This is a genomic window from Marinibactrum halimedae, from assembly GCF_021234875.1.
GTDB classification, from domain to species: domain Bacteria; phylum Pseudomonadota; class Gammaproteobacteria; order Pseudomonadales; family Cellvibrionaceae; genus Marinibactrum; species Marinibactrum halimedae.
Genome location: NZ_JAJQVM010000011.1, coordinates 19,853 through 46,183 on the forward strand (window position 1 = coordinate 19,853; position 26,331 = coordinate 46,183).

General features: G+C 46.2%; 23 protein-coding genes. 5 read left to right on the plus strand and 18 right to left on the minus strand.

The window, feature by feature from the left end; translation table 11 throughout:
* Positions 1–194: 194 nt before the first annotated feature.
* From LU351_RS08010 to LU351_RS08070, 13 genes are all read right to left on the minus strand, one after another.
* Positions 195–812, minus strand: a complete 618-nt coding sequence (locus LU351_RS08010) for a GNAT family N-acetyltransferase (protein ID WP_232593548.1) — start codon at positions 810–812, stop codon at positions 195–197.
* 129 nt (positions 813–941) lie between these two features.
* Positions 942–1,925 carry a lipoyl synthase gene (gene lipA, locus LU351_RS08015; RefSeq protein ID WP_232593549.1) on the minus strand — a complete coding sequence of 328 codons (984 nt, stop codon included), beginning with the start codon at positions 1,923–1,925 and terminating at the stop codon, positions 942–944.
* A gap of 123 nt (positions 1,926–2,048) precedes the next feature.
* Positions 2,049–2,762, minus strand: coding sequence for a lipoyl(octanoyl) transferase LipB (gene lipB / locus LU351_RS08020; RefSeq protein ID WP_284285353.1), 714 nt, complete (start codon positions 2,760–2,762; stop codon positions 2,049–2,051).
* 4 nt (positions 2,763–2,766) lie between these two features.
* Positions 2,767–3,057: an HP0495 family protein gene (locus LU351_RS08025; protein ID WP_232593550.1), complete on the minus strand. Its 291-nt coding sequence runs from the start codon at positions 3,055–3,057 to the stop codon at positions 2,767–2,769.
* 237 nt (positions 3,058–3,294) lie between these two features.
* A complete protein-coding gene (locus LU351_RS08030; RefSeq protein WP_232593639.1) occupies positions 3,295–4,428 on the minus strand; it encodes a D-alanyl-D-alanine carboxypeptidase family protein in 1,134 nt (377 codons plus the stop codon).
* 468 nt (positions 4,429–4,896) lie between these two features.
* Positions 4,897–5,847 carry a septal ring lytic transglycosylase RlpA family protein gene (locus tag LU351_RS08035; RefSeq protein ID WP_269783367.1) on the minus strand — a complete coding sequence of 317 codons (951 nt, stop codon included), beginning with the start codon at positions 5,845–5,847 and terminating at the stop codon, positions 4,897–4,899.
* A gap of 199 nt (positions 5,848–6,046) precedes the next feature.
* Positions 6,047–7,108, minus strand: coding sequence for a lytic murein transglycosylase B (gene mltB, locus LU351_RS08040; RefSeq protein WP_232593551.1), 1,062 nt, complete (start codon positions 7,106–7,108; stop codon positions 6,047–6,049).
* 168 nt (positions 7,109–7,276) lie between these two features.
* Complete coding sequence (gene rodA, locus LU351_RS08045) at positions 7,277–8,422, minus strand: rod shape-determining protein RodA (RefSeq protein ID WP_232593552.1); 1,146 nt, start codon at positions 8,420–8,422, stop codon at positions 7,277–7,279.
* Positions 8,419–10,350, minus strand: a complete 1,932-nt coding sequence (mrdA, locus tag LU351_RS08050) for a penicillin-binding protein 2 (RefSeq protein ID WP_232593553.1) — start codon at positions 10,348–10,350, stop codon at positions 8,419–8,421. Before mrdA ends, rodA begins: the two co-directional genes overlap by 4 nt.
* A 315-nt stretch (positions 10,351–10,665) precedes the next feature.
* The gene (gene rlmH / locus LU351_RS08055; RefSeq protein ID WP_232593554.1) at positions 10,666–11,133 is read right to left on the minus strand and encodes a 23S rRNA (pseudouridine(1915)-N(3))-methyltransferase RlmH; all 468 of its coding nucleotides are present in this window, start codon (positions 11,131–11,133) and stop codon (positions 10,666–10,668) included.
* 339 nt (positions 11,134–11,472) lie between these two features.
* Positions 11,473–11,823 carry a ribosome silencing factor gene (gene rsfS / locus LU351_RS08060; protein ID WP_232593555.1) on the minus strand — a complete coding sequence of 117 codons (351 nt, stop codon included), beginning with the start codon at positions 11,821–11,823 and terminating at the stop codon, positions 11,473–11,475.
* Between the two features lie 135 nt (positions 11,824–11,958).
* Positions 11,959–12,729, minus strand: coding sequence for a nicotinate-nucleotide adenylyltransferase (nadD, locus tag LU351_RS08065; protein WP_232593556.1), 771 nt, complete (start codon positions 12,727–12,729; stop codon positions 11,959–11,961).
* The gene (locus tag LU351_RS08070) at positions 12,693–13,946 is read right to left on the minus strand and encodes a glutamate-5-semialdehyde dehydrogenase (protein ID WP_232593557.1); all 1,254 of its coding nucleotides are present in this window, start codon (positions 13,944–13,946) and stop codon (positions 12,693–12,695) included. The genes nadD and LU351_RS08070 overlap by 37 nt, the downstream gene beginning before the upstream one ends.
* A gap of 502 nt (positions 13,947–14,448) precedes the next feature.
* Between LU351_RS08070 and LU351_RS08075 the strand changes: the two genes are divergently transcribed.
* From LU351_RS08075 to LU351_RS20890, 4 genes are all read left to right on the plus strand, one after another.
* Positions 14,449–15,099: a glycine zipper 2TM domain-containing protein gene (locus LU351_RS08075; protein ID WP_232593558.1), complete on the plus strand. Its 651-nt coding sequence runs from the start codon at positions 14,449–14,451 to the stop codon at positions 15,097–15,099.
* A gap of 30 nt (positions 15,100–15,129) precedes the next feature.
* Positions 15,130–15,483: a PepSY domain-containing protein gene (locus tag LU351_RS08080; protein ID WP_232593559.1), complete on the plus strand. Its 354-nt coding sequence runs from the start codon at positions 15,130–15,132 to the stop codon at positions 15,481–15,483.
* Positions 15,484–15,551: 68 nt separating this feature from the next.
* On the plus strand, positions 15,552–16,229 hold the full coding sequence (locus tag LU351_RS08085; protein ID WP_232593560.1) for a response regulator transcription factor: 678 nt from the start codon (positions 15,552–15,554) through the stop codon (positions 16,227–16,229).
* A 30-nt stretch (positions 16,230–16,259) separates the two neighbouring features.
* Positions 16,260–17,690, plus strand: a complete 1,431-nt coding sequence (locus LU351_RS20890) for an ATP-binding protein (protein ID WP_232593561.1) — start codon at positions 16,260–16,262, stop codon at positions 17,688–17,690.
* A 68-nt stretch (positions 17,691–17,758) separates the two neighbouring features.
* Here LU351_RS20890 and LU351_RS08095 read toward each other — a convergent pair whose 3' ends face one another.
* The 4 genes from LU351_RS08095 to LU351_RS08110 form a co-directional block, all read right to left on the minus strand.
* The gene (locus tag LU351_RS08095; RefSeq protein ID WP_232593562.1) at positions 17,759–19,339 is read right to left on the minus strand and encodes a cation:proton antiporter family protein; all 1,581 of its coding nucleotides are present in this window, start codon (positions 19,337–19,339) and stop codon (positions 17,759–17,761) included.
* A gap of 201 nt (positions 19,340–19,540) precedes the next feature.
* On the minus strand, positions 19,541–22,183 hold the full coding sequence (locus LU351_RS08100) for an efflux RND transporter permease subunit (RefSeq protein ID WP_232593563.1): 2,643 nt from the start codon (positions 22,181–22,183) through the stop codon (positions 19,541–19,543).
* Between the two features lie 163 nt (positions 22,184–22,346).
* Positions 22,347–22,715, minus strand: a complete 369-nt coding sequence (locus LU351_RS08105; protein WP_232593564.1) for an Rdx family protein — start codon at positions 22,713–22,715, stop codon at positions 22,347–22,349.
* Between the two features lie 230 nt (positions 22,716–22,945).
* Entirely contained in the window at positions 22,946–24,769 is a 1,824-nt protein-coding gene (locus LU351_RS08110; RefSeq protein WP_232593565.1) for a protein kinase domain-containing protein, read from the minus strand.
* Positions 24,770–24,834: 65 nt separating this feature from the next.
* Here LU351_RS08110 and LU351_RS08115 point away from each other — a divergent pair, with 65 nt between their 5' ends.
* Positions 24,835–25,614, plus strand: coding sequence for an FHA domain-containing protein (locus LU351_RS08115; RefSeq protein WP_232593566.1), 780 nt, complete (start codon positions 24,835–24,837; stop codon positions 25,612–25,614).
* A gap of 6 nt (positions 25,615–25,620) precedes the next feature.
* Here LU351_RS08115 and LU351_RS08120 read toward each other — a convergent pair whose 3' ends face one another.
* On the minus strand, positions 25,621–26,247 hold the full coding sequence (locus tag LU351_RS08120) for a flavin prenyltransferase UbiX (RefSeq protein WP_232593567.1): 627 nt from the start codon (positions 26,245–26,247) through the stop codon (positions 25,621–25,623).
* Positions 26,248–26,331 lie beyond the last annotated feature (84 nt).

Here is a 26,331-nt window from a genome sequence, read left to right on the forward strand (position 1 = left end):
GATAGAAAAAAGTAAGAACAATACTGATACAAACGTTGTTAAGAACCTTACTACTATCCTCATTACTACTACGGGCCTCATTACTGCCACGAGCCTCATTACTACGATAGCTGGTATTTTGGGGGAGAAGGCAACACAACTACGCACAAGTTTACCTTTTTCGGGGTGAAGGTTCGGGGTGAGAATGGAACAAATCAGGGGTAAGGGCGAAGAGGTGAAGGCGAAATTCGCTTCTCCATCACGGCAACCTCATGTTCACGAAGGCGATTCACACGAAGCGTACGCCATCCAAATTGCTCGTAATAACTTTCTTTGTCGGTGGTAAAAAGCCGGAGGCGTTCAAAGCAATGGCTTTGAGCCGCCAGCTCTAAGTGGCGAATTAATACTTGACCAAGCCCCAAGCCACGGTGCGGGCGATGAACATACAAATTACTCAACCAAGGGCTGAGTTCACCACTGGGCCTAGGGTAAGTTACCAAACTAATGGAACCCAACAGCACTGGCTGGCTGGGTCGATCCTCCATTGGAATACGACGGCGATTTAACGAACGATTTTCACAGGGGGTTAACGACGACTGCGCATAGGCCACAAAGGTTCGGGGTAAGTCCGTACCATTTAGATGTTGAACCAAGCGTCGTCTGCGCTCATTAAAATCCGCATCAGGGGAGACTTTGCACCACTCTTTGTGATGCCACATGGCTAATGTATCCAACCAGTGAGGGAATGCACTGAGGCATCCCACTCTCACATCCGATACATTAATGATGGGAGTTGTGGTTCTTGGTAAACAACTGGGCGCGAATTTCATCATTATTATTATCTTCCAGTCTGCAACACATAAGATCACAATAGGGCTCTACCCACCGTTTTACAATGACTCCCCAGCAATTTGCTTCGTTAGCCATTACCTTCGTGTGTCATTGCTGAGCCCGTTATGAATTCAGAACGTAATTTCTTCCCCATGAGCTTGCTTGTCTGCATGATAAGACGAACGTACTAAGGGGCCACAGGCAGCGTGGACAAAGCCTAACTCTTTTGCCACAGCCGTGTACTCATCAAACTCTTCAGGCGTAACGTAGCGCTTAACCGGCAAATGATCACGAGAAGGCTGCAAATACTGCCCTATGGTGAGCATATCGATATCGTGCTCGCGCATGTCATGGAGTACTTCGATAATTTGCTCTTTGGTTTCACCCAAGCCCACCATCAACCCCGATTTGGTTTTGATATCTGGACGACGAGCTTTGTATTCCTTCAATAATTTAAGAGACCATTTGTAGTTCGCACCAGGGCGTGCTTCGCGATATAAGCTGGGCACAGTTTCCAGATTATGATTGAAAACATCGGGAGCCTCTTGCGCCAAAATATCCAATGCAATTTCCATACGCCCACGAAAATCCGGCGTTAAGATTTCAACTTGAAGGTCCGGCGAGAAAGCTCTGGCTTCGCGAATACAATCCGCAAAGTGTTGGGCACCTCCGTCACGTAGGTCATCACGATCAACCGATGTAATCACGACGTAACGCAAGCGCATCTCGGCAATGGCTTCTGCCAAATGGCGAGGCTCTTTAGAGTCTAGGGGGTTAGGCTTTCCATGTCCCACATCGCAAAATGGGCAACGGCGGGTGCAGATATCGCCCATAATCATAAACGTCGCGGTTCCACCCGAGAAACACTCCCCCAAATTCGGGCAAGAGGCTTCCTCGCATACACTTGAGAGGCCATTTTTACGCAGAATTTTCTTAATACGCTCCACCTCGGGCGATAGAGGCATACGTACTCTGATCCAATCTGGCTTTTTCTCAAACCGATCCGTTGCAATAACCTTGACGGGAATACGCTCAACTTTGTCAGCATTGCGTAATTTTTCACCCTGCTTGTGGCGGGTGGTGCGTTTTACCGGGACAATTTCGGGTGAATCCATAATGAATGAATCTCTTAACGGGTGTTCAAATACGTTTGGCTCAAGTGCCTATTGCGCAAATCATCATTATTAAAATATGCGCCGTCTCATACACACTTGCGAGTGAAGCGAATACGCTGTCAATTACGTCTGCGTCTGGATTATCGATTCATGACATGCATCGGTAAACCCCAAACGCTCCATTAAAGTACGAATCAATGTGCTTTTGACTTGTTGAAAAGAACCTTCTGACTGCCAACTAGGCATGACATCTTGCACCTGTGACATTGGCATACCCGCATACCCACAGGGGTTGATACGAGAAAAGGGCGATAAATCCATAGCAACATTCAGGGCTAGCCCATGAAAGCTAGACCCTTTACGAACACGCAGCCCCAACGAGGCAATCTTATGCTCATGGTTGTTATGCTGAACATAGACTCCAGGTGCATCAGCCTTCGGGTACGCGGTTACCTCAATAGAACACAATGTCTCAACGATACTGGTTTCAATGGCGGTCACTAATTCACGTACCCCCATTTTCTTACGGCGAATATCAACCAAAGGGTAAATCACCAGCTGCCCAGGACCGTGATAGGTTACCTGCCCCCCTCGATCTACCTGCACAACAGGAATGTCTCCCGGCGCTAAAATATGCTCGGCTTTTCCAGCCTGGCCTTGGGTAAAGACCGGAGTATGCTCCACCACCCAGATTTCATCTTGGGTGTGCTGATCGCGAGCATCGGTAAATTCAAGCATACTTTTCCAAACAGGCTCGTAGGCTTGCTGGCCTAAATCCCGAATGACAACGGTATGGATGTCTACGCCCGAAACAGATGAAGTCAACGGCTGATTCACTTCTCTAAATCACCATTTTGACAATGGAGTGACGTTTCAGCTCCTCAAAGATAGTGCGAAGTTGAGGCTCACCAGTGGCTTCAATTTTGACGGTAATAGACTGGAAGGTTCCTTTACTGCTATCACGCACCGTCATGGCAGACGGGTCGAATCCTGGTGCATGACGCCCAAACACGTCGATGACCAGTAAGCGCAGTGGCTCCCCGGCATCACCCATGACTTTAATTGGGTAATCTGGGCATGGAAATTCTATTTTAGGGGGTTCGTTTTGGCTATCCACCACTTTACTGACCATGATTGCGTGCTCAAACTTTCGAGGTACATATTCTTATAAATTGTGGTCGATTATAACGGTATTGAGACGCCTCTTGATAGACCTGCCCAAATCCTTATAGAAAAATCCACTCTCTTTAATCAAACGCACATAAAAAACCCGGCGAGGCTACCGGGCTTTCATTGAATATTGATTCACAATAAGGATAAATGATTGAGCTCTATAATGATTGAACTCTATAAAGTTGAATTCACCGAGTTACCCATTGAATAGATTCATAAAAAACAGCAGAAGACTATCCCAGATTCGAGCAAAAAACCCCGCTTGCTCAATGGCTTTTTTCGCCACTAATGAACGCTCAAGTAGCTTTTCATCCTCTAAGGCAACCGTTAACACGCCCAACTCTTCATTGGTGGCAATCGGCGCTTTAATCACCTCTTCCATAGACACTTCCGCTTTTAAATTATCGGCCGCCCCTCGCGGAATCGTAAGGTGTATATCTTCTGGAACGCTAAGTTCGATAATATCGTCCTTTCCACCCCACACTTTGGATTCGGTTAACACGTCACCTGCCGAGTACAAACGATGAGTTTGATAGTAGCGAAAACCATAGGACAAGAGCTTCTGTGATTCGCTAGCACGGGCGCTCTCTGAGCGAGTGCCCATTACCACTGAAATTAAACGCATGTTGTCTCGCTTGGCAGAAGACACTAAACAATAGCCAGCCGCATCAGTGTGGCCTGTTTTAATACCATCCACACTGTCGTCGCGAAACAATAACTGATTTCGGTTGCGTTGTGTTTTCGGTTGTTCGCCAGGCGCACCGTAAGTAAATTGTTTCTCTGCATACAAAGCATAGTGACTAGGAAAGTCATTAATCAGCGCCTTCGCTAACAACGATAAATCCCATGCCGTTGTGAAATGCCCCTCTGCTGGCCAGCCAGTGGCATTTTTAAACTGTGTGTTGGACATGCCCAACAGTGACGCCTGTTGGTTCATAATGTCCACAAAACCGTCTTCACTACCCGCAATATATTCCGCCAGTGCCACCGAGGCATCATTGCCCGATTGAATGATCACCCCACGCAATAAATCTTTTACACTGACTTCTGTGCCTTCACGCACAAACATTCTGGAGCCACCCATTTTCCATGCACGAACACTGATGGGCACCAAATCGGTTTCATTGATATTTCCGCGCTCAATTTCAGACGACACAATGTAACTTGTCATCATTTTAGTCAGACTGGCTGGGGGCAGAGGCTCATTAGCATTATGCTCGACTAACACTTTTCCGGTTGTTGCATCAATTAAAAGATAACCGGTTGCTGCCAATTGTGGCGGGGCAGGAATAATGGTTTGTTGAGCATGAGTTGGTGTAACAAGCCCCATCGTTGGTAGAAGCACCCCAACAGAAAACGCGATCACCATAGTATTTGAGACAACCGCAGCGGATAATCTTTTTAATAGTTTTTTTAACATGGTATTAACTGATTCATGAGTTCGGATAAATATTCTTAAATGTCAGTATAGAAATTAAATGCACCTCAAAAACAGAGACATTTAAAAAGTAAATATTTCTGAAATTCGTACAGCACCATTCGTACTTTCTACGATTTCTACACCAACCGTTTAGAATGGTGAAAAATTGAGAACAAAGAGTGTAACAGGTATGCCACTGTGTCACAGCGTTAGACGTTATATTTCAAAACCACTCTTCTTATACAGGACTCATTTTACATAGAACACTATTTAAACAAGACACTATTTACACAAGACACCATTTGCACAGGGCACTCTTTTTACACAAAGCGCCCTGTTTTACATTCGCCTTTTAAACACCATTCGTGCAGATAAACATTATTCGTAGACGACGTAGGGCGTCGCCAATTTTTTGGTTTGCAATAAATCACGCAAGCTGAGCAAACGCCAATTATCGGCAATGGGGCCGATGCGTACACGAAATAGCGGTGTGGATGCATCTTGTGGCTTGATAGTAACCGGAAAATCCGTCACCGCCTGCACTTTTGTACGCAACGTTTCTGCAGCAGTGTGAGAGCTAAAAGCACCCACCTGTAAATAGGTGTTCTCAGGTAATTCATAGCCTGCAGAATTTACAGGGGTAGGGGCTCGCTGAATACTGGCATCGGGTGCATTTACATCCTGCGTGGAACGTGAAGTGTTTTGAGCGTATTGACCCTGCTGCGCTTGCCAGGCTACTGGGTCGATGGCCACCACCTCTACCCTAGCAGTGCCCTTATTCACAAACCCTAATTTTTTTGCCGCCGAATAAGTCACATCAATAATACGGCCTTTATGAAAAGGGCCTCGGTCATTAACTCGCACAATGACTTTACGGCCGTTATCTAAATTCGTCACTTCCACATAGCTCGGCAATGGCAACGATTTATGGGCTGCCGTCATGCCGTACATATTGTAAATTTCACCACTTGAGGTTTGGTGGCCATGGAATTTTCTACCGTACCAACTGGCAATACCCCGCTCACGGTAGCCTTTACTGCCTTCTAGTACGTAGTAAGTTTGTCCCAACACTTTATAGGGAGATTTATTTCCCGATAGGCTTTTAGGCTCGACTTTTGGAGTCGCATCTTCGATATGACGGACATCCATGGGCGCATCGGGATAGCTGTCATGTCTCTCACTGTAACGACCCGCATTAGGATTATCACGATGCTCATAATGAGAGTTCACACAAGCACTGAGTGCAACACTCAACCCAGCCATGATACCCAAACGTGTGATTCCAGTACGCATATGACAAAACTTCACGCAATAACGAACTATACCCATAGCATTCCCAAACACCGATTCCTCAGTCATCAATCTAGTGACACCATCACCCAATAACGATCCAACAAAGACCCAACAACGACCCAATAACTACTCGACAACTACTCAAAACTCTATCCGATCACTATGCAAACGCAACAATACTGCAACACTCTCACAAAGTAGACGCACAATATACGTACGTCTTACTTTATCAAAATTACCCTTGGTATTTTGTTTTTATAGATTGACTTAACTGATGTACCGCCATCGCGTACATCGTACTGCGGTTGTAACGTGTGATGACATAAAAGTTGTGGAGGCCGACCCAAAATTCGGCGCCTTTTTTACCATCGAGCTTGAATACCCGAGCAGGAAGCTCCCCCTCCAGTGTGGCTAATGGGGCATAACCGGCTTGTGTAATTTCGCCAATAGTGCGTTCCGGTTTGAGGCCATCGTCTAACAGACTCGTATCATGCGATTTATTGACTTTGACACGCTCTGTGACCAACTCCCCGGTCTTCCATCCATGTCGCGTAAAATAATTGGCTACACTGCCAATGGCATCGACGGGGTTATCCCAAATATCAATGGCGTTGTCGCCATCAAAATCAGCAGCATACGCACGGTAACTTGAGGGCATAAATTGCCCATACCCCATAGCCCCAGCATAAGAACCCAACAGATCCAAAGGCTGGCGCGTTTGTTCACGGCTGAGCAGCAAAAACTCTTTTAATTCTTTTCGAAAAAACGGCGCACGAGGAGGATAATCAAACGCCAGTGTCGACAACGCATCCATGACTCGATATCGGCCTTTGTTACCACCGTAACGCGTTTCAACGCCAATAATGGCCACAATAATTTCAGCAGGAACACCGTAGGTTTTTTCCGCCCTGGCTAGCACCGACTCATGCTTTTTCCAAAACTCGACGCCTTTATCGATGCGGGATTGAGTCAGAAAAATATCTTGGTATTCACTCCATGGTTTTACCTTTTCTGCCGGGCGCGACATGGCATCGAGAATCGATTGTTTACGCTTCACCTGTGAAAACCACTGACCGAGTTGATCTTGTTCAAATTGGTGCTCAGTCACCATTTCCTTGATGAACGCTTCGACTTGTTCATTATTGTCATAGTCACCGGCGAAGGCCACGCCTCCCATACAAGACATCAAAAAAATGGAACACAGTTTTTTTCTCAGAGAAGGTAACGCTGGCACGTTACGACGGAACATTTCGCTCATACGAGCAGATTTTTGCGTTAAGAAGCACGCTTTTATCACAGTCACTCCTAATCAATTTATACTTGGCACGGTTATTATTAAAAGAATAAAGCAAAGTTTAGCGTCGGCTATTTGAACGCAAGGTAAATGCATGGTGATTTTTCAATCACTTATTAACACTGTAACGATTTAACTTAATACGCTATTCATAGCAGACACACAGAACGGTTAAAGGTTTAAATTAATCCGTTTACGCTCAGTGCTAACGGCCATCAATAAACCAAACCCCACCATCAATGTGAGTAGTGAAGTGCCCCCATGGCTTACAAACGGTAAAGGTACACCAACCACCGGCAACAAACCGGCAACCATGCCAATATTGACGAAAATAAAAACAAATAAGGTAAAAGTAATACTGCCAGCCAATAACCGGCTAAAGGTTTGCTGTGAAGAGACGGCAATCAGTAGCCCTCGCCCCAAGATCAATACATACAACCCTATTAACGCCAATACCCCCACCAAACCAAACTCTTCAGCAAGCACAGCAATAATAAAATCCGTATGACTTTCCGGTAGAAAGTCCAATTGTGATTGTGTCCCGTTCAACCAACCTTTTCCGTGGACCCCACCAGAACCAATAGCCGTTTTCGACTGAATGATATTCCACCCGGAGCCTAATTTATCGGCCTCCGGATCTAGCAATGTCAAAATTCTTGTACGCTGATATTCATGCAATCCAAATCGCCACATCGGCCAAGCGCTGGCCAAGACGATACCCAAAGCACCAAAAATATAACGCCAACCTAGGCCGGCCAAAAACAAGACAATTAATCCTGACATGGCAATCAATAATGACGTGCCCAAATCCGGCTGACGCATAATTAAAATGGTGGGAACAAACACCAATACCAAGGTGACCACAATATGTTTAAACCGGGGAGGAATCGCACGTCGACACAAATATGCAGCAATCATAATCGGGGTTGCTACTTTCATGATTTCTGAAGGCTGAAATCGAAACCCGCCTAACGACAACCAACGCTGCGCGCCTTTGGCTCCGACCCCAAAAAATAAGACGCACACCAACAACACCACGCCCCCAATGTAAAACCACCATGCCCATCGTTCGAGAAACTGGAGATTTACCTGAGCGACGATAAACATCCCCACGTAGCCCAAACCAAAAAAGACCATTTGACGCTTCACATAATGGGTATCCGTACCGCTGGCACTGTAAAGCACCACCAAGCCAAAGCCGGTTAACAGCATTAGCAACATAAGTAATGTTGGGTCGATGTGAAGACGTCGCCAAAGGTTCGTCGGTCGACGAAAATCAGCGTCCGGCATACGCCGTAAAAAATCGCCGGCAGTCATTGAGCCAATAATCTCGATAAAGAAGAATGGGAAGCTTGAAGGGGCTCAGTCGATTCTAGCTCGGCTTGTTGCGCGACTTGCTGCTCACGGCGCCTTTCTTGTTCGAAGTAGCTGTCCAGTACACGTCTGGCCACTGGGGCCGCAACCGATGACCCAGCTTCGCCATTTTCAACAATAACCGATACGGCAATTTGAGGGTCTTCTACTGGCGCAAAGGCCACAAACAACGCATGGTCACGCTGACGTTCTTTCAAGGCTTCACTGTCGTATTTTTCTCCTTGAGCGATGCCAACCACCTGTGCCGTTCCCGTTTTTCCAGCAATCGTGTAATCCAAATCTTTATTGATTCTCTTGGCGGTGCCTCGTGGATGATGCACCACACTTTTCATCGCGGAAAAAATGTAGTCCCAATGAATACTGCTCACGTCTAACTGACTCATGACTTCCGGCGACCCTTCAATCTCACCATGGCGACTCACCACCTTAGGCTTAATTAACACCCCCCGATTAGCCAACGTGGCGGTCATCACCGCTAGCTGCAATGGTGTCGCCAACGTAGCCCCTTGGCCAATACCCACATTTAAACTATCACCCGGAAACCAAGGTAACCCCCGGTGGTTTCGTTTCCACTCTCTGGATGGCCAATTGCCTTTACGTTCGCTGGGCACATCAATATCGGTGTACTGTCCCAATCCAAAATGGCTACCAAATTCGTGCATAACATCAATACCCATTCGATAAGCAAGGTCATAAAAATAGGTATCACACGATTCACGAATGGCTGCATTTAAATCTACATGACCATGGCCAGTACGCTTCCAATCTCGGTAACGACGATCGTCACCATCCAGCTGATAGAAACCAATATCAAAAATTTTATAGCGGGAGTCCACAACACGGGTATGCAAGCCAGCAAGACCGTTGACAGGCTTAACGGTAGAGCCCGGTGGATACTCGCCCTGAATGGCCCGATTAAACAAAGGTAAATCCAAAGACTCCGTTAGCGCTTTGTAGTCCTTGTAGCTGATACCCGTCACAAATAAATTCGGGTCATAGCTGGGAGCACTGACCATCGCCAACACCCCGCCGGTTTTGACATCAACAGCCACAATCGCGCCACGACGACCATTGAGCGCTTCAATGCCCGCTTTTTGAATGGCGCTATCCAGATGTAACTGAAGGTTTTCCCCTGGAATAGGGTCCGTTTGCTCCAATACACGCAATACACGGCCCCGAGCGTTGGTTTCTACGTTTTGATAACCCACTTTTCCCAGTAACAACGCTTCGTATTGCCGCTCCAAACCAATCTTACCGATGGTATAGGTGCCGCTGTAACGCTGATAGGTTTCTTCATCGAACGACGACAACTCCCGCTCATTGATTCGACCAACATAGCCAACCGTATGGGTGTGCAAATCACCTAGGGGGTAATGGCGAACTAATTGTGCTTCAACCTCAACACCATCAAGGCGATACTCATTGACGGCCAAACGTGCAATCTCATCTTCCTTTAGTCGATATCGTAAAGGCACTGCCTCAAAAGGTCGGCGGCGCTGCTTTAATCGATCTTTGAATTTCTCCACATCCGCATCCGTAATTGCCACCAAATCACTCAATACAGACAAGGTCTCATCCAACTTTTTCACACGTTCTTTAACAAGGCTTAATGTATAACTAGGGCGGTTATCTGCTAATAAAACACCATTACGGTCATAGATAAGCCCACGAGTGGGAGGCAAAGGTTGCACGTGTACACGATTGCGATCAGATTGGGTAACGTAGTCTTGGTAATGAACAATTTGAAGGTTATAAAAACGTGCAATGAGAATGGATAATAAGCCCATCATAAAAACGCCAACCACCACCAAGCGATGACGAAAAATACGAGCTTCTTTGTAATGATCTTTTAATCGTTGGTGTTCAGCCATGATGGGCCTATTCGTCTGTAACTCAGTGACTTAGGTCACCAACTTAAACCGTTTTTCAACATTGCGTAAAAGGATACTCCTGTCTTCAAAGAGTGCAAGATAAGTCACACGATATTTACAGAAATAACGGAAAATTCACCAATAAACCTTAAGATTCTCCACAAAAAAGAATTGCATCAATGCTATGGAACACTTTGAGGACAGATTGGCCAAAAGTTCATTTTTCAGGAGTGATATCCCAAAATAAAATAGAAACAGCAATAATGATTACTCAACCTACCTCATCTAACGATACGGTAAACATCGGTTGAATATTCACTTATGGTATGGGTGATTATTTAAAATTGTGGTAGCCCGATAAATTTGCTCAATTAATAAAATACGTACTAAAGGGTGAGGTAACGTCAGTGGCGACAAAGACCAACGCGCATTGGATAACGACAAGCAAGAAGCATGTAATCCATTCGGGCCACCAATTAGCAAACTGATATTACGACCGTCCATTTTCCACTGCCCTAATTGTTCAGCAAGCACTTCCGTTGACCAGGGTTTTCCTTTCACCTCTAGAGTCACCACCCAATCATTCGTCGGAATAGCCGCTCGAATTTTCTCTGCCTCTTGCTGCATGGCCTTTTCGGGAGAAGTGTTTTTCCCTCGCGCACCCAAGGGGATTTCAACCATCTCGACTTTGATCTCTCGAGGGAGACGCTTTGCATACTCCATATAGCCCATTTCTACCCACTGAGGCATTTTGGTGCCTACCGCAATAATGCTGATTTTCATGAAAACATTGATACCCAATATACGGTTTGAGACAAAACATTCGAAACACAAGCATCATCATGAATCGATGAACCATGAGACCGAAATTAAAATTAAAAGAATCTATTATCTGGACAATAAGAGAATGAAAAGAAGAGAAAGAAGTAAACCGAAATGTCACTTCACAAAGAAGTCCATCGGCTTACCGCTATTTTCAGGGTTTACATTTTTCAGAGCTTACATTGGTGTTCAAAATCGACACCGGAGCAAAACCCTACGCCTCTAATAGAGAGCCTATATATGTAGAAAACCTATATAATATGTAAAGAACCTACATCTGTGCGACCTCAGGTAAGTAGTCTACGCATCCTCTGTAGGCTTTTGGCGACCTTCCGGCTCCATCGACCACAATCGCTCAAGGTCGTAAAAGTCTCGTGTATTTGGCAACATAACATGTAAAACCAAATCACCAAAATCCACCAAAACCCATTCTCCCGTCTCTTCCCCCTCTACGCTGAGGGGTGCCATACCTGCGGTTTTGGCTTCTTGAGCAACATTTTGAGCGAGGGATTTTACATGGCGGTTAGAGGTACCACTGGCAATCACCAGGGTATCCATAACATCGGTGAGTTCTGAGACATCCATCTTGACCACATCCTTGGCTTTAAGGTCGTCCAATGCATTCATTACAATATCAATTATTTGAGTCATTCAATCTCTCTGTTAAACAATCTTTTTTCTGAGTAACACTTCTTTTCTGAGTAACACCTCTGTGCACCCATTTACCGTAAAGTTTAGGTGTTTTCACCGGTTAAATCAGTAGGCAATTCATGTTTGTTCGGGTTTTTACCGATAAAGCTGATTCTGCTGAATATATTGTCGAACCACATCAGGAACAAGATATTGCACAGAAGATCCCGTCTGTAAGGCTTCTCGAATCTGTGTTGCAGAAATCGGTAACGGAGTTTGTTGAACAATAAGCACACCACCACAAGGGCATGACTGCATTTCCTGCTGCGTCATTTGCTTATTCAAGAGCGACGATAAATCTGTATTCAGGTGAGAGGTAAGGCCATACCCTGGACGAGTCATCACAACAAGATGCGTGTATTGAAGAAATTCTTCCGAACGATACCAAGAGGGGAAATGAATAAAAGAATCCATTCCCATCGCCAACATTAAGGGGGTTGCCGCACCCACTTCTTGCCGCACTTCAATAACGGTATCAATGGAGTAGGAAGGGCCATCCCGATCCAATTCACGCAAATCTGTCGATAACCCATCACATTCAGACACTGCCAACGTCAGCATCTCGGCGCGTTGCTGTGACGTTCGCAAAGGTAAACCCCGATGAGGGGGTTGATGACAAGGCACTAATCGAACTTCATTTACACCCAAAGCTTGCCTAAGCTCCAACGCCATCCGCAGGTGGCCCACATGAATCGGGTCAAAGGTTCCGCCAAATAACGCGACAGCCAAGGGCTTTGCATCCATTAACGCACTATCCAATGATGGAGTATTTGACCCCACCATTGAGTCTTCAGTAGAGCTCCCTAAAGTTTGAATGTCTTCACCACTCATCACACGCGAATATGGCCATCGCCGAGTACTATCCATTTCTGCGAGGTTAACCCTTCCAGCCCCACCGGCCCTCTGGCGTGAATTTTATCGGTGGAAATACCAATCTCCGCCCCTAAACCGTACTCAAAGCCATCCGCAAATCGAGTGGACGCATTGACCATGACCGAACTTGAATCCACCGCCGTTAAGAATCGTCGGGCACGGGTATAATCTTCCGTAATAATCGATTCGGTATGCTGAGAGCTGTAAGTTTCAATGTGCGACATCGCCGCTTCCATATCGGCCACAACACGGATGGACAATATCGGAGCCAAATATTCCGTGCCCCAGTCTTCCTCTGTGGCCGGTACACATTGGATAATCGATTGCGTCGCGTCACACCCTCTTAACTCAACACCCTTTTCGCCATAAGCATGCGCTAACTTCGGCAGTATCTCACCGGCCACGGAGGCATGAACCAGTAAGGTTTCCATAGCATTGCACACGCCATAACGGTGCGTTTTGGCATTCACCGCAATCTCAAAGGCCTTATCCATATCGGCTTTATCATCGATATACACATGACAGATACCATCCAAATGCTTAATCACCGCCACCTTGGCATCATTACTGATGCGCTCAATAAGCCCTTTGCCACCACGGGGGACAATGACATCGACGTATTCAGGCATGGCAATTAAACGCCCCACCGCCTCTCGATCCGTTGTCTCGATGACTTGTACGCAGGCCTCCGGTAAATTCGCCGCTTTCAATCCAACGTTAATGCACTGCGCAATGGCTTGATTAGAATGAATGGCCTCGCTACCACCACGTAAAATACACGCATTACCAGACTTTAAGCATAAACTGGCTGCATCCACCGTCACATTCGGGCGTGACTCATAAATAATGCCTATCACACCCAAAGGCACGCGCATTTTTCCAACCTGAATACCACTGGGGCGATACTTAAGATCCGTAATTTCCCCACATGGATCTGGCAACGCCGCTACTTGCTGCAACCCTTCAATCATACCGTCGATACGACTAGGGGTAAGCTCTAGCCGATCCAACAGTGCCGAATCCAGGCCACTGCTTTTTCCCTTTGCCATGTCTTCGGCATTTGCGCGCGTTAAATCTTCACGAGACTCATTAATGGCATCTGCCGTTGCCAACAAGGCCGCATTTTTGGTTCCCGCGTCGGCCGTACCGATGACCCGAGACGCTGTACGTGCCTGTTGGCCAACGGAATTCATATATTCGATGATTGACATAATTGAACCTCAAAAATGTGCATAACAACCTAAATCAAGGACAGCCAGTATAGCCAGCGTCGTATTTTTCACCAACACGGCCCGCTGAGTCATACCGCTCGTCTTATCGCCACTTAATAACCAATAGCTATTTAATAACTACTTATTACTACTTGTAACTACTTATAACTACCTATCCAATACTTGATATGGTTAACCTTATAACTGACATAGTGCTTTATAACTGTGTACTTTATACCTGTTTTTCATAACTTAAATTCAACATTCGTCACTCCCCTCGTCACACTCACCATAAAAATTCACGATAATTTTTTCATGGAAATTCAGGTGCCATACGGATTGATTTCAGCCACGATTCAGTCTCTCAACACTAAGATACAAAACATACGAAACACTCGCTGAACCACGGAATAGTGATTGTAGAAGGCAATTTTTAACCGCCAGCCAGGCATAAAACAATCGTTAGCATCCCAATAACGGCGATAAGCTAGGAAAATAATCTATGATCATCCATAAAAGCGGTAATAAGTCTTCGCAGAGGCCAGCGATAATGGGTATAAACACCATTGCTAAGTTAAGCCTTGCACTTGCAGTAATGACGTTCTCGTTGAGTGTTTCGACAAATGTTTTCGCAGGCCATCATCACCATGGTTCAAACCATAGTTATAGCCAGAACTACAGTCATAACTACGGCCACAACTACAGCCGCCAACATCATGGTCATACTCGCTGGGCAAAAGTGGTGAAAGCCAAGCCCATTTACGAATACACCTCTTACCGGGTTCCGGTTGAATCTTGTCACATTGAAACCGTAAGACGTGAACACCGTAACAACACCGCACCAGTATTAGGTGCGATTATCGGAGGCGCGCTCGGCAATGCAGTAGGCCACAATCATAGCAATAAAAAGGTCGGCACTGTCGCAGGCGCCGTACTTGGCGCTGCCGTCGGAGCGGAATTCGGCAAACGTAAACGCCACACCACCTACGAAGATGTTGAATACTGCGAAACAAATTATCGTAAGGAAACTCGGCGCGAAATCGTTGGGTATGATGTAACCTATCGAATGCACGGTAAGACTTACTATACCACCACAGATGAACACCCCGGCCGTCGAATTCGCGTTGCCGTTGATGTTCGTCCGGTGTATTGATGAACCACAATCCATTAATGAATTGACAGTATGATGAAATTCCTGCAACCCGTTTTAAGCACTGCACCCGTGCCATACGCATCACGCCTGATGTCGTTAGTGACTGGGGCATTAGTGAAAGGAGCCCTACTGGTTGGAGCCTTGGTTGCGGAGCCCACTATGGCTCAACACCATTCTGTCAATAGTGGTCATATGATGGCCGTCTCGGCTACCCCCCGCCAAAGTAGCATTAGCGCCTCCAAAGCGGCACAAATCGCACGCAAACATACTGGAGGGAAAGTATTAAAAATCTCGCCTTCAGGCGGGGGCCAGCGCGTCAAAGTTCTTCTCCCCTCAGGAAAAGTCACCTATGTGTTTGTCAACGCCAAGGGTGAAGTACAATAATATTCAAGCACCCCACGTCTGGGATTTAAGGTTTTAAAAAAGCACCACTTCAAAAAGGAATACACCCTGTGCGTATACTCGTTGTCGAAGATGAACAACAACTCAGAGAACAACTGGTGAGTTACCTCAGCACCATAGGTTATGTCATTGATGCGGCCCCTGATGGCCGAGAAGGATTATACCTCGGTCAAGAATACCCCTACGACCTCGCCGTGATTGATATCGGCCTTCCCCACATCAACGGCATTGACTTAATCAAACAGTTACGTCAAGAAGGCAAAAAATTCCCGGTGCTGATTCTTACGGCGCGCGGTAACTGGCAAGACAAAGTCGAAGGTTTAGAGGCTGGTGCCGACGACTATTTGGTTAAACCCTTTCATAATGAAGAACTTCGTGCACGAGTAAACGCTCTTATTCGTCGGGCTGCGGGTCATGCCAGCCCACAGATTAACTTTGGCCCACTCCTTCTGGACACCGCCGCAAAAACCGTACGCCGCAACAACCAGTTATTGGAGCTCACCAGCTACGAGTACAATACATTCGAGTATTTAGCTCAGCACGCAGGTAAGGTGGTATCCAAAACCGAATTGACTGAACACCTCTACGATCAAGATTTTGATCGCGACAGTAATACCATTGAGGTGTTTGTGGGCCGACTGCGCAAAAAGATTGATCCCGAAGGGGATTTAAAACCCATAAGCACCATCCGTGGACAGGGATATCGTTTCAATTTAGACCCTCAGTAAGCAAGGACGTCTTAACACGAGGTTAAAGCTGTGCGCACAAGGTTAAAACAGTGGCGACAAAACGTCGGCTCTCAGTACTTTATAACTGAGTGGCGCTTGGGCATACCCAATAGCCTGAATGGCCGACTTCTCTTAGCATCCGTTTGTTTGTTGCCAGTTTTTGTGGCCGTCAGTGGCACGGCTTTAGACAGAGCCTTTGTTGAAAGCCAAGAAAGCGCTGCTGAAGAGCGACTCCGCACTCATATCTATTTACTACTGGGCGCTGCCGAAGTGTTCGGCAGCGACTTGTGGTTACCAGACGAACTCCAAGAGCCCCGCTTCAACCAGCCTTCCTCCGGCCTTTATGCTCAAATTAGCGACCGAAACCACAGGGTACAATGGCAATCCAATTCTGCGGTTTCTGAAGAACTCCCGGCGCCATTGGATATTCGATTGGTTGCGGGGCGCGAAATTTTCACCGAAGTCGACGTGGCAGGAAAGCCCGCCCATAGCCTCAGTTTTGACGTAAGTTGGGACTCAGAAACCGGTGAAGAACGCACCTATCGATTTCAAGTCATCAATGACCAATCTGCTCTTTTAGCCGAAAGAAAGAGCTACCGTGGTCAACTTTGGCGCTGGCTTAGTACCCTCACCATTATTCTGATCGTCTTACAATGGCTGATCCAACGCTGGGGGTTAAACCCTTTAGGCAAGCTCGCAACAGACTTAAAAAGCATGGAGCAAGGAAAATCGTTGAAGCTCAACGATGATTACCCGGACGAAATCCAACCCGTTACCAAAAATCTCAACCGTGTACTCGAAGTCGAACGCGCTCAACGGGATCGATACCGAAACACCTTAGCCGATCTCGCCCACAGCTTAAAAACCCCTTTGGCGGTAATGCGAGGCAACCTCGAAAGCCAGCAAGAACATCGTATCGATTCCGATAATACCGATTTCCAAATCATGGACGACCAATTACAGCGCATGGACGAAATCATTCGCCATCAATTGCAACGAGCTGTCGCGCAACATGCCGGCGGGCTTCCAGGTAAAGGGATACCATTGTTGAAAGTGACAGAGCGTATTGCCAATGCCCTCACCAAAGTCTACCAACACAAATCCGTTGCCATTCACCTCAACATTGATGACACCCTTGAATTTAACGGCGACGAGGGGGATTTGATGGAGTTGCTCGGCAACATCATGGAAAACGCTTGCAAATATGGCGATGGCAAGGTGAATGTCAGTGCGTCTCGAGATGAGCTATTAACAATTTTAGTGGAAGACAACGGCCCCGGCGTTCCCCTCGACCGACGCAAAACCGTCCTCACTCGCGGTGCTCGCGCTGATACTGCCACAACAGGCCAAGGCATTGGCTTGGCCGTTGCTGTAGACATTCTCAGCAGCTACAACGGAGGCTTAACCATTAACAAATCCGAGCACCTTGGAGGGGCAGAATTTAAAATTGAAGTGCCCTAAGTACAAGGGCTTAGTACGAGGGCTTAGTACGAGGGCTTAGTACGAGGGCTTAGAACTAAGCCATAACACTAGGGAACTGCATGAACGGAACGCTCTTGCTCCAATAAGTGAAAACACTCTTCCGCAAATCCAGCCCCCACTTCCGCATAATAGTTAAAGGCAACATCTGCACCCAATTCCACCAACTCCTTACGCTCATCTTCATATCGGGCTACAGCGGCGATTTTCCCACCAAAATGCGCTTGCTGTAATTGATAGAGAATGTTTTTCATTTCATTCACAGATGGAATCGCCAGCATGATCAATGTCACGTTACTCAGGTCTAAGTGCTCCCAAAAGTCGATATCATCGGCATCACCCAAAACCACTTGATAGCCCGCTTTTCGCTGCCGAATTACCCGCTCTTGATCAGCCTCAACCCCCCAGACACTCCGATCAAGCTGGTGCTCTAACGCACGATATGCACCACTGCCAACGCGCCCCATTCCAACAATTAAAACAGCCGCATCGCCGGGCTGCTCGTAAGCGCTTCTCTGTTTGGCTTTGGTACGCTCAAAGCGACATACCCAATGCTTATAGCGCGCATAAAAGGCATGAGCATTGTTGTAAAGGAGCGTACTAATCACAAAGGAAAGTGCCACAGCGATAGCAATAATGACCAAGTCTTCCTGAGGTAGCCATTCTTTTGCCACACTGATAGAAGCCACAATTAACCCAAACTCGCTGAAGTTACTCAAAGCTAGGCTGGTTAAAAATGCCGTTCGAGCACGCAATTGAAATGCACTGAACACCGCAAAAAATAGGATAAATTTTATCGGCAGCAAGACCACCAGCAGCAAGGCATAGCCCAGTAACTCCAATGACGGCAGTGCCGTAAACCCTATAGACAGAAAAAAACCAATCAAAAATAAATCTTTAAAGCTCATTAATGCTTTGTAAATCTCATTGGCTTTAGGCAGCCCCGCAACGAACATACCACAAACAAGCGCGCCCAAATCCCCCTTGAGTTTCACCAATTCAAATAGTTCTGCCCCACCCAGCGCAAGAAAAAAACCAACTAACACCAGTAACTCGCCATGGCCTGATCGATTCAAAAGCTGTGAAATAGCAGGACGTGCGAACCAAACTAAAGGAAGCAGCAAACTCCACAAACTTGGTGTTTTTCCAGCGGCCAGGACTAAAAAAATGACAGCAACAATATCTTGAATCACTAAGATGCCAATGGCTAAATCGCCATGCCGAGTTTTTAACTCAGCGTTGTCTTCCAATATTTTCATCACACACACGGTACTGGAAAAACTGAGCGCAAACGCAAAGAGCGCAATAGATTGCCAAGATAAATCTGAAAACTGTGACAATAAAAAAATCAACCCAGCGCCCACAATCAATACACACCACAAGCATGTATGAGAGAGGCTTGAACCCCATACCTCTGGCCTTGCTAAGTCTTTTAAATTCAACTTCAGGCCAATCGTAAACAGCATTAAGGTGATGCCTAAATCGGCCAAAGACTGCAGACCCACAAAAGGCTGCACTCCAACGGCATTCAATCCAAAGCCTGCACAGAGATATCCTACCAACGGAGGAAACCCCCATTGGCGAACAAAAAAACCACAGACAAACGCCACACCTATCCAGATAAAGTCCATAACACCCCAAGCTCACAAGCCGACGATTATTCAATATAAGAAATTATTAACCGAACTTCTGACTGTCTCAAAATTTTCGATGCTTCTCTCTGATCACGATCAAACCTCTCACCTCAGTTCATTAAAACTCATCGATTGTTAAAGTCAGGCATAAAAAAAGCGCCAACTGGCGCTTTTTAGAGTCACACTCATCAATGTTCGTTATCGAGTAACGCTATCCAATACCTTGTTTTGTTGCACGTCAGCCTGACCGCTACTGTTTTCTAAAGTAGGTTGTGGGAAAGGCTTCAGCAAAATGATTAAGCGCGGCAGTAAAGTTAATGCCCCTAAAATAGCAGCCAACATGGCAAGTCCAGTTAACAAACCAAAATAAATAGACGGGATAAACTTCGATAACGCCAAAACGGAGAAACCCAGTGTGATAATCACAGAGGTGTAATACATCGCTCGCCCGATGGAGTCATGAGATTTATGCATGGCGGCCAAGTAGTCACCACTTTGAGCGTACTCACGACGGAATCGATGAATATAGTGAATGGTATCGTCCACACCAATACCGACTGTAATGGCAGCGATGGTAATGGTCATCATATCCAGTGAAATGCCTATAAGCCCCATCACCCCGAGCACGACACAGGCCGCTAAGATGTTCGGAATAATACCGATAATAGCCAACAATACGGAACGGAAGAGCAACATGAACATAATCATGATGGCAATAAATACGGCGCCCAACGTCAGGATTTGAGACCGAAACAAACTCTCAAGCATGTTGTTATACAACAACAACCCACCCGTAAAGTGGACCTGCTCATCACTGAACTTCAATTCATTGGTCATATGAGCACGGATTTTTTGAATCAACTCTAACCGCTTTAATTCATCCGATGTCTCACGAACACGCAATACCACACGAGCTTGATTAAACTCTGGGCTCCAATAGGGGTTAATCAAAAAGCGATTAATATCTTCTGGTAAGCTTTGGCGCATTACCGCAAGTTCGAAATCGTTGATCGAACCGCCGTTAATATCCCGCGCCACTTTGTATGCAGTGGCCAAAGAATCCACCCGCCCCACTTCCGGTAAACTACGCAAATAATCGTGCAATGACTCCAACTGGCTTAAGCCTGCAGAGGTAAACCAATAGGTATCTCTAGGCTTACCCTCTTCATAATGCTCCGAGAAAGGGTCGTCTTCTGCGAATGGATCTTCTTCTGCGAGGGGCTCTGGCGCCTCAAAAGGGTCAGGGCTATCGAAAGGGTCCGCTTCTGCAAATGGATCTTCTTCATCACTCACAAAGGCATCGTTGGCCGCAAGCTGAGAAGTGGTTTTTTCGGCATCCAAAATAATATCGAGCGGAATCGTGCCCCCCAAGTTTTGGTCAATCACTTTCATTCCTTGGTGGATTTCTGTCTCCGATCGAAAGTAATCAATGAAACGATTGTCCACTTGTAACTTGGATATACCCAGCGCACTCACGACCGCCGCCACCAAGCTCAAAACCAATACAAGGCCACCAAAACGCTCGGTAAAGCGCGAGAAAATCAGGGTGAACGCACCAGATCGATCACCTTTATCTTTAGAATCCCCTTTCGGTAGCAACATTAACCCGGCAGGCAGTACGACAAAAACGAGAGCAAAACTGACACACAATCCAATCGTCATCATCCAGCCAAAATCAATGACCGGTCGAATACCACTAACCACCAAAGACATGAAAGCAACGATCGTCGTCAAAGAGGTGTACAAACACGGCTTAAACATGAAACTCGCCGTGGCCATCACCAATTCTTCTTTAGACCAATCCGGGTTTTCAGCATGGTATTCGCGATAGCGCACCACCAAGTGAATCGTAATGGCAAGGGTCACAATCAAAAGTAAGGCGACAAAGTTTGTGGAAATGACGGTCAATCGCCAGTCCAACCAACTCAACAACCCAAGCATAATGGTGACGGATAACACCGAAATAGACAGCGGCAATACGACAAATCGGACTTGGCGGAAAATGACAGCCAACAGCGCAATGATAAAGAGAACGATAGCCGTGCCAAAAATCGCGAGGTCACTGCGAATATAACTGATCATGTCGGCCGTAATCATTGTCACACCGCCAACGAAAATTTCTGCTTCCCCTTTGTAAGCGGAGATGACTTCGCGAACCTTATTGACACGTTCATGGGCACGGGCATCAGCTTTAGTACGATATTCAAGGTACTCAGCACTGATACGCTCAAGCTGTTGTGACTCATCCTCTGAGAGCGCCCCTTCTTGCTGACGCTTATATCGTAACGCATCACGAGCTCTAACAAGCTCAATAGCGTGGTTATCCACCGCAAGAGACAGGGCAATGGCCGTGGTCTTGCCGTCTGGGCCTAGCAATAAATCTTGATAAATTGGGCTCTCGAAAAACTCTTTTTTCGCCGCAAGAAGATCAACATCACTGTTCTCTATTGTGCGAATTCCCTGCCGAATCTGACCTAAACTCTGCTGTGGGCTGTAGAGCAGTGGTACGTCTAGAATACTGGCAGCATTAGAAACGCCCTCTATCGTTTTCAATGCGTCACGCAAACTCGCCAATTTCTTGAGCGCAGGCTCAGAAAAGAGATCACCCTTAGGGGAGTATGTAACGACCAACAAATCTCCAGATTGATATCGCTGACTGATCTTTCGTGCAAAATCCAAATCACGATCGGCTTCGAGGGTGAGCGCATCTGCCGAAGCATCCAATTTGAAATTTGGCAATCCAATTGCCATACCTACCGTGATTAGTACTACCAAACCCAACGCCATTGCTGGTCGATGAATAACTAACGCACGATAAGCGCGTAAAAAAGCCTCTACCATAACTTTCTTTCTTCCTATTTTTTCCTAAATTTACTCTCTGACTGACCTTTCAGTTGACTGGGCGGCATATTGACAGGTTTACTGCCATTTAAGCTATAACCCACCTTACCTAAGCAACTCTGTAAATATGGCTAGCCGTAAATATGACTAGCCGTAAATATGACTAGATAGGGCATTGCCCATTCGGAGGTATGTCTTTCTTTTCTCGATCAATATGCCCTAAGTCCCGTTCTGGCTCGATATGATCCCTCACTCGCTGCTTCAACACTTTCGCATCCGGAAAACCACCATCCTTTTTACGCTCCCACACACAGATCTCGTCCACAAGAATTTCAAAATGCCCGCCTGCACTTGGGCAAAGTGCAACTTCTTGCACGTCATCAGCGAAAGTGGTTAAGAGCTCTTGGGCCAACCAAGCAGACCTTAGGAGCCAATTACACTGGGTACAATAATGAATTTTTACGATGGTTTTACCCGCCATGGACTGCTCCAGAACTAAAAGCGATGCCGTACGATGTAAGCACGATGCCATTTCGACCTCAAAATGAGCCTGAGTTCATTTTGAAAATCTCAAGAAGTCACTGGCCAAAGCACCAAAATTGAACAGTTATGCATAAAATGGCACGAGAGAGTAGCACAATACCGAGGCTTAAACACTTATCAGACCACCAAGTCAAGGAGGAATTCAGCACCAAAGCAACAAAAGTTGTGACAAATGAACCAAAATAACAACAAAAAAGGTGATACATCTATTTCCCCCACTTATGAAAGGGCCGTGATCACACCAGTATTAATAAGCATTTGCGCCAATAAAATTAACAACAGTAAAAGTAATATTTTTTGACGTTCTTTTTGTCTGGGCGATTGCAGACACTTCTCCTGTTTAACGGGTTCAGAGGAAAGGGCCTGTAATTTAACCCCCACCTCTGTCATGGTTGGCCGTTGCTTCGGGTCGCTGTACAACATTTGCTGAATCAGGTGACGAACATTCTTGGGTAGCGAGTTAAACCGGCGCCCCATCTGTAAAGATTGATCACGCCAGCGAGGAAATTCTCCTACCAACAATCGGTAAAGCAGAACGCCCAGACCAAAGACATCCCGAGCTTTGGTCATTTTCTCTTCGCCAAGCCCATATTCCGCTGGAGGAAAGGGTCGTTCAAAACCAAAGTCAGTTAACTTTGCTGAGAGAGACTGGGCAAGACCACCGGTTTCCACGTCTCTTGCACCTGTGCTAAATACCACATTGGTCGCACACACATTGCCATGGACAACCCCACTACGATGGGCATATAACAAACCAGCACAAAGCTGTCTCATTAACAATACCGTCTCATCTAAGGTCCATAACTGCCCCCAATAATGAGTAAGGTTTCCTCCGGAGCAGTAAGCAAAGCATGTCCAAATACTGTCTGATCGCTGCTTGACCAATACCGGCGGAAGAATCGCGCTATGAGCCATTCCCATTAGCTTTTTTTGCTGCTTAAACACGAACTCTGAGTCGCGCTCTTTTGTGATCCACCGTTTAATAACCACTAATGGCTTCACCCCCAACAACGCAAAATCAGAATTCACCTGATCAATTTTTATCCTTAAATACTCTCCCTTCGCCTGTGGATCAGCAATCGCCATTGACGACATTTCCCCTGTATGGATGACATCCAAAATGGGCATTTTTAGAAACATAAGCATCTTGGCCGTACTCGCCCAAGGGGTTTGAGGTAAAAAAGTACCACGAGCCACTACCCAAAATGTTTGCAATAACACAGAAGCCGACCTTGGACGATCATTCTGATGAGGACTCAACGATGCAGAAATCACTCGGTTCAATAACGGAGGAATTCGGGATAACCTGTCGGATAAGGCCACCTCGGCGTTCTCCATTGAGACCATAGGAGTGTGTCCGGTTAAAAATCGATACACCAATGCCGCCACAGAAAACACATCGCCTTCTACGCTTTTTTCTTGGAGGGCGCGGCACTCAGGCGCAAGAAAGTAAGCCTCTTTCTCTGTAATAAACAAAGCGTCACGGTTACTCAAGCCCATTAATTCCAACTGACCGTCATCATTGACCATGATCATCTTTGGCAATAAAAAGCCATGCGCCAAACCTGCATGGTGAGTAACCATTAAGGCTTTACATAATTGAATCGCCAGATAAAGTGCTTGTGTATTACTCGGTTTATCGAATAATAATGTCTGTAATGTTTTCGCTGGACGGTAGTCATTCACCCAATACACGTGGCCAGAGTCCAAACGACCCTGTTCAATGTTGACTGCTATATTGTGGTGGGTAGGAGGCTGGTGAATATTAACGGGATGGTCAGCAAGGCGATTTCTATCCGGTGACTGATTAGTAGACCAAGGTAAGGCGCGAGTAATAACAATGCGACGGGAACGCGACTGAGCCAAGTCATTGGCACGCCATATAGACGTATTGTCATCTTCGAAAATCGCTGTTTGCAGTTGATAACCAGGAAGGTCGATGTCGATTACCATACAATTTGCCAACACATTTGTATAACGCCACTCATGGCAATTTCTTTCACCGACTTTGGCTTGCAACGCCAGTTGTGTAAACTCCTCCAACTTTTTATCAATCTGTTATCCATAAGGGCCTGTCACATTCACCTATGTCACTATTGAAACTACAAATGAAGGATAGACCGAGCCAATCATTTTGGCTGGGTGCAACTGTCAATCGATTGGGCTCAAACGATGGCAACGAAATTGTTATTCAACACGACAGTATTAAAGCAACTCATGTAGCGTTTGAAATCGATGAACAAGGCCACTGCAGTGTTAAAAATATAGAAGGCAATTGCAAAGTTAACGAGTTGCCCGTCATCACTCGCAAAACTCTAATGGTGGGTGATTTATTGCATATCGGCAGCTTTTTATTTGAGCTACAAGAAGGGCGTGAAAATAATTGGTCACTGGTGGCCGACAGCAGCTGGCTACAAGGCAAACGTTTTTATATAAAAGAAGGAAAACAGGTGATTGGCCGCAGTAAGGAAGCCGATATCGTTTTACCTGGTACGCATTTATCTCGTCGTCATGCTGAAATTGTCTTAAATAAAGACGGCATGATGGTCACCGATTTAGGCTCGGCCAACGGCACCTTTGTCAATGAAAAACGCATTACTCGCTCTACGGTTAAAGACGGCGATCGCTTACGTTTTGACATTTACACCTTTACGGTAGACGGCCCCATTAAAGACGGAGAGCAAACACAAATCCGTCGACATCCGCCGCTTACTCCTGTAACCGACCAAAACATCATGCGCGGCCCACGCAAGCCCACTTCACCAGGAAACCGAATTGAACCCGAACCACCTAAGGAAAGCCCTTGGTTCAACTGGATAACTGCCGCAATCTTTATTGGGTGTATGGGTTTTTTAAGTTATTTATTGTACTTATTCGTTGGTAATTAATTTTTATTAACGGTCTTCTTCACCCCAGCGAGGCATTAGCCTTTGATCAACACCAAGCTGATCTAGCACCCTTGCGACAATAAAATCCACCAAATCCTCAATGGACTTAGGCTGGTGATAAAAGCCTGGGCTCGCCGGAATAATAACGGCTCCCATTTGCGTCAACTTAAGCATATTTTCCAGGTGCACTTGAGAATACGGCGCCTCACGAGGAACTAAAATTAATTGCCGGCGCTCTTTTAACGCCACATCCCCCGCTCGCTCAATCAAGTTATTACTGGCACCACTGGCCAGCGATGACAAAGTACCACCACTGGCCGGGCACACCACCATGGATCGGGGAGCGCTTGAACCAGATGCCACCGGTGAAAACCAATCATCACGACCATAAAGCACCAGCTCCCCATCTTCCGTATTGAGGGCTTCACGCAGATACTCTCGGCGTGCTTCTAATCCTTCAGCTTCATTGGGCAACCGATAAGGTGTTTCCGTTTCAATCACCACTTCTGCGGCACGAGAAATCAATAAAGACACCGAACACTGAGCAGCCAATAAACACTGCAATAAGCGCAATCCATATTGCGCTCCCGATGCCCCTGACCATGCCAAGGTGATCGCTTTTGCTGTCGCCATAAACGCTTACATTACTCTCATTTAAAAATGTTTAAACCATTTAGCTTGTGCTGTTTCTTAGTCTGTACTCGTCTTATTAGTCTG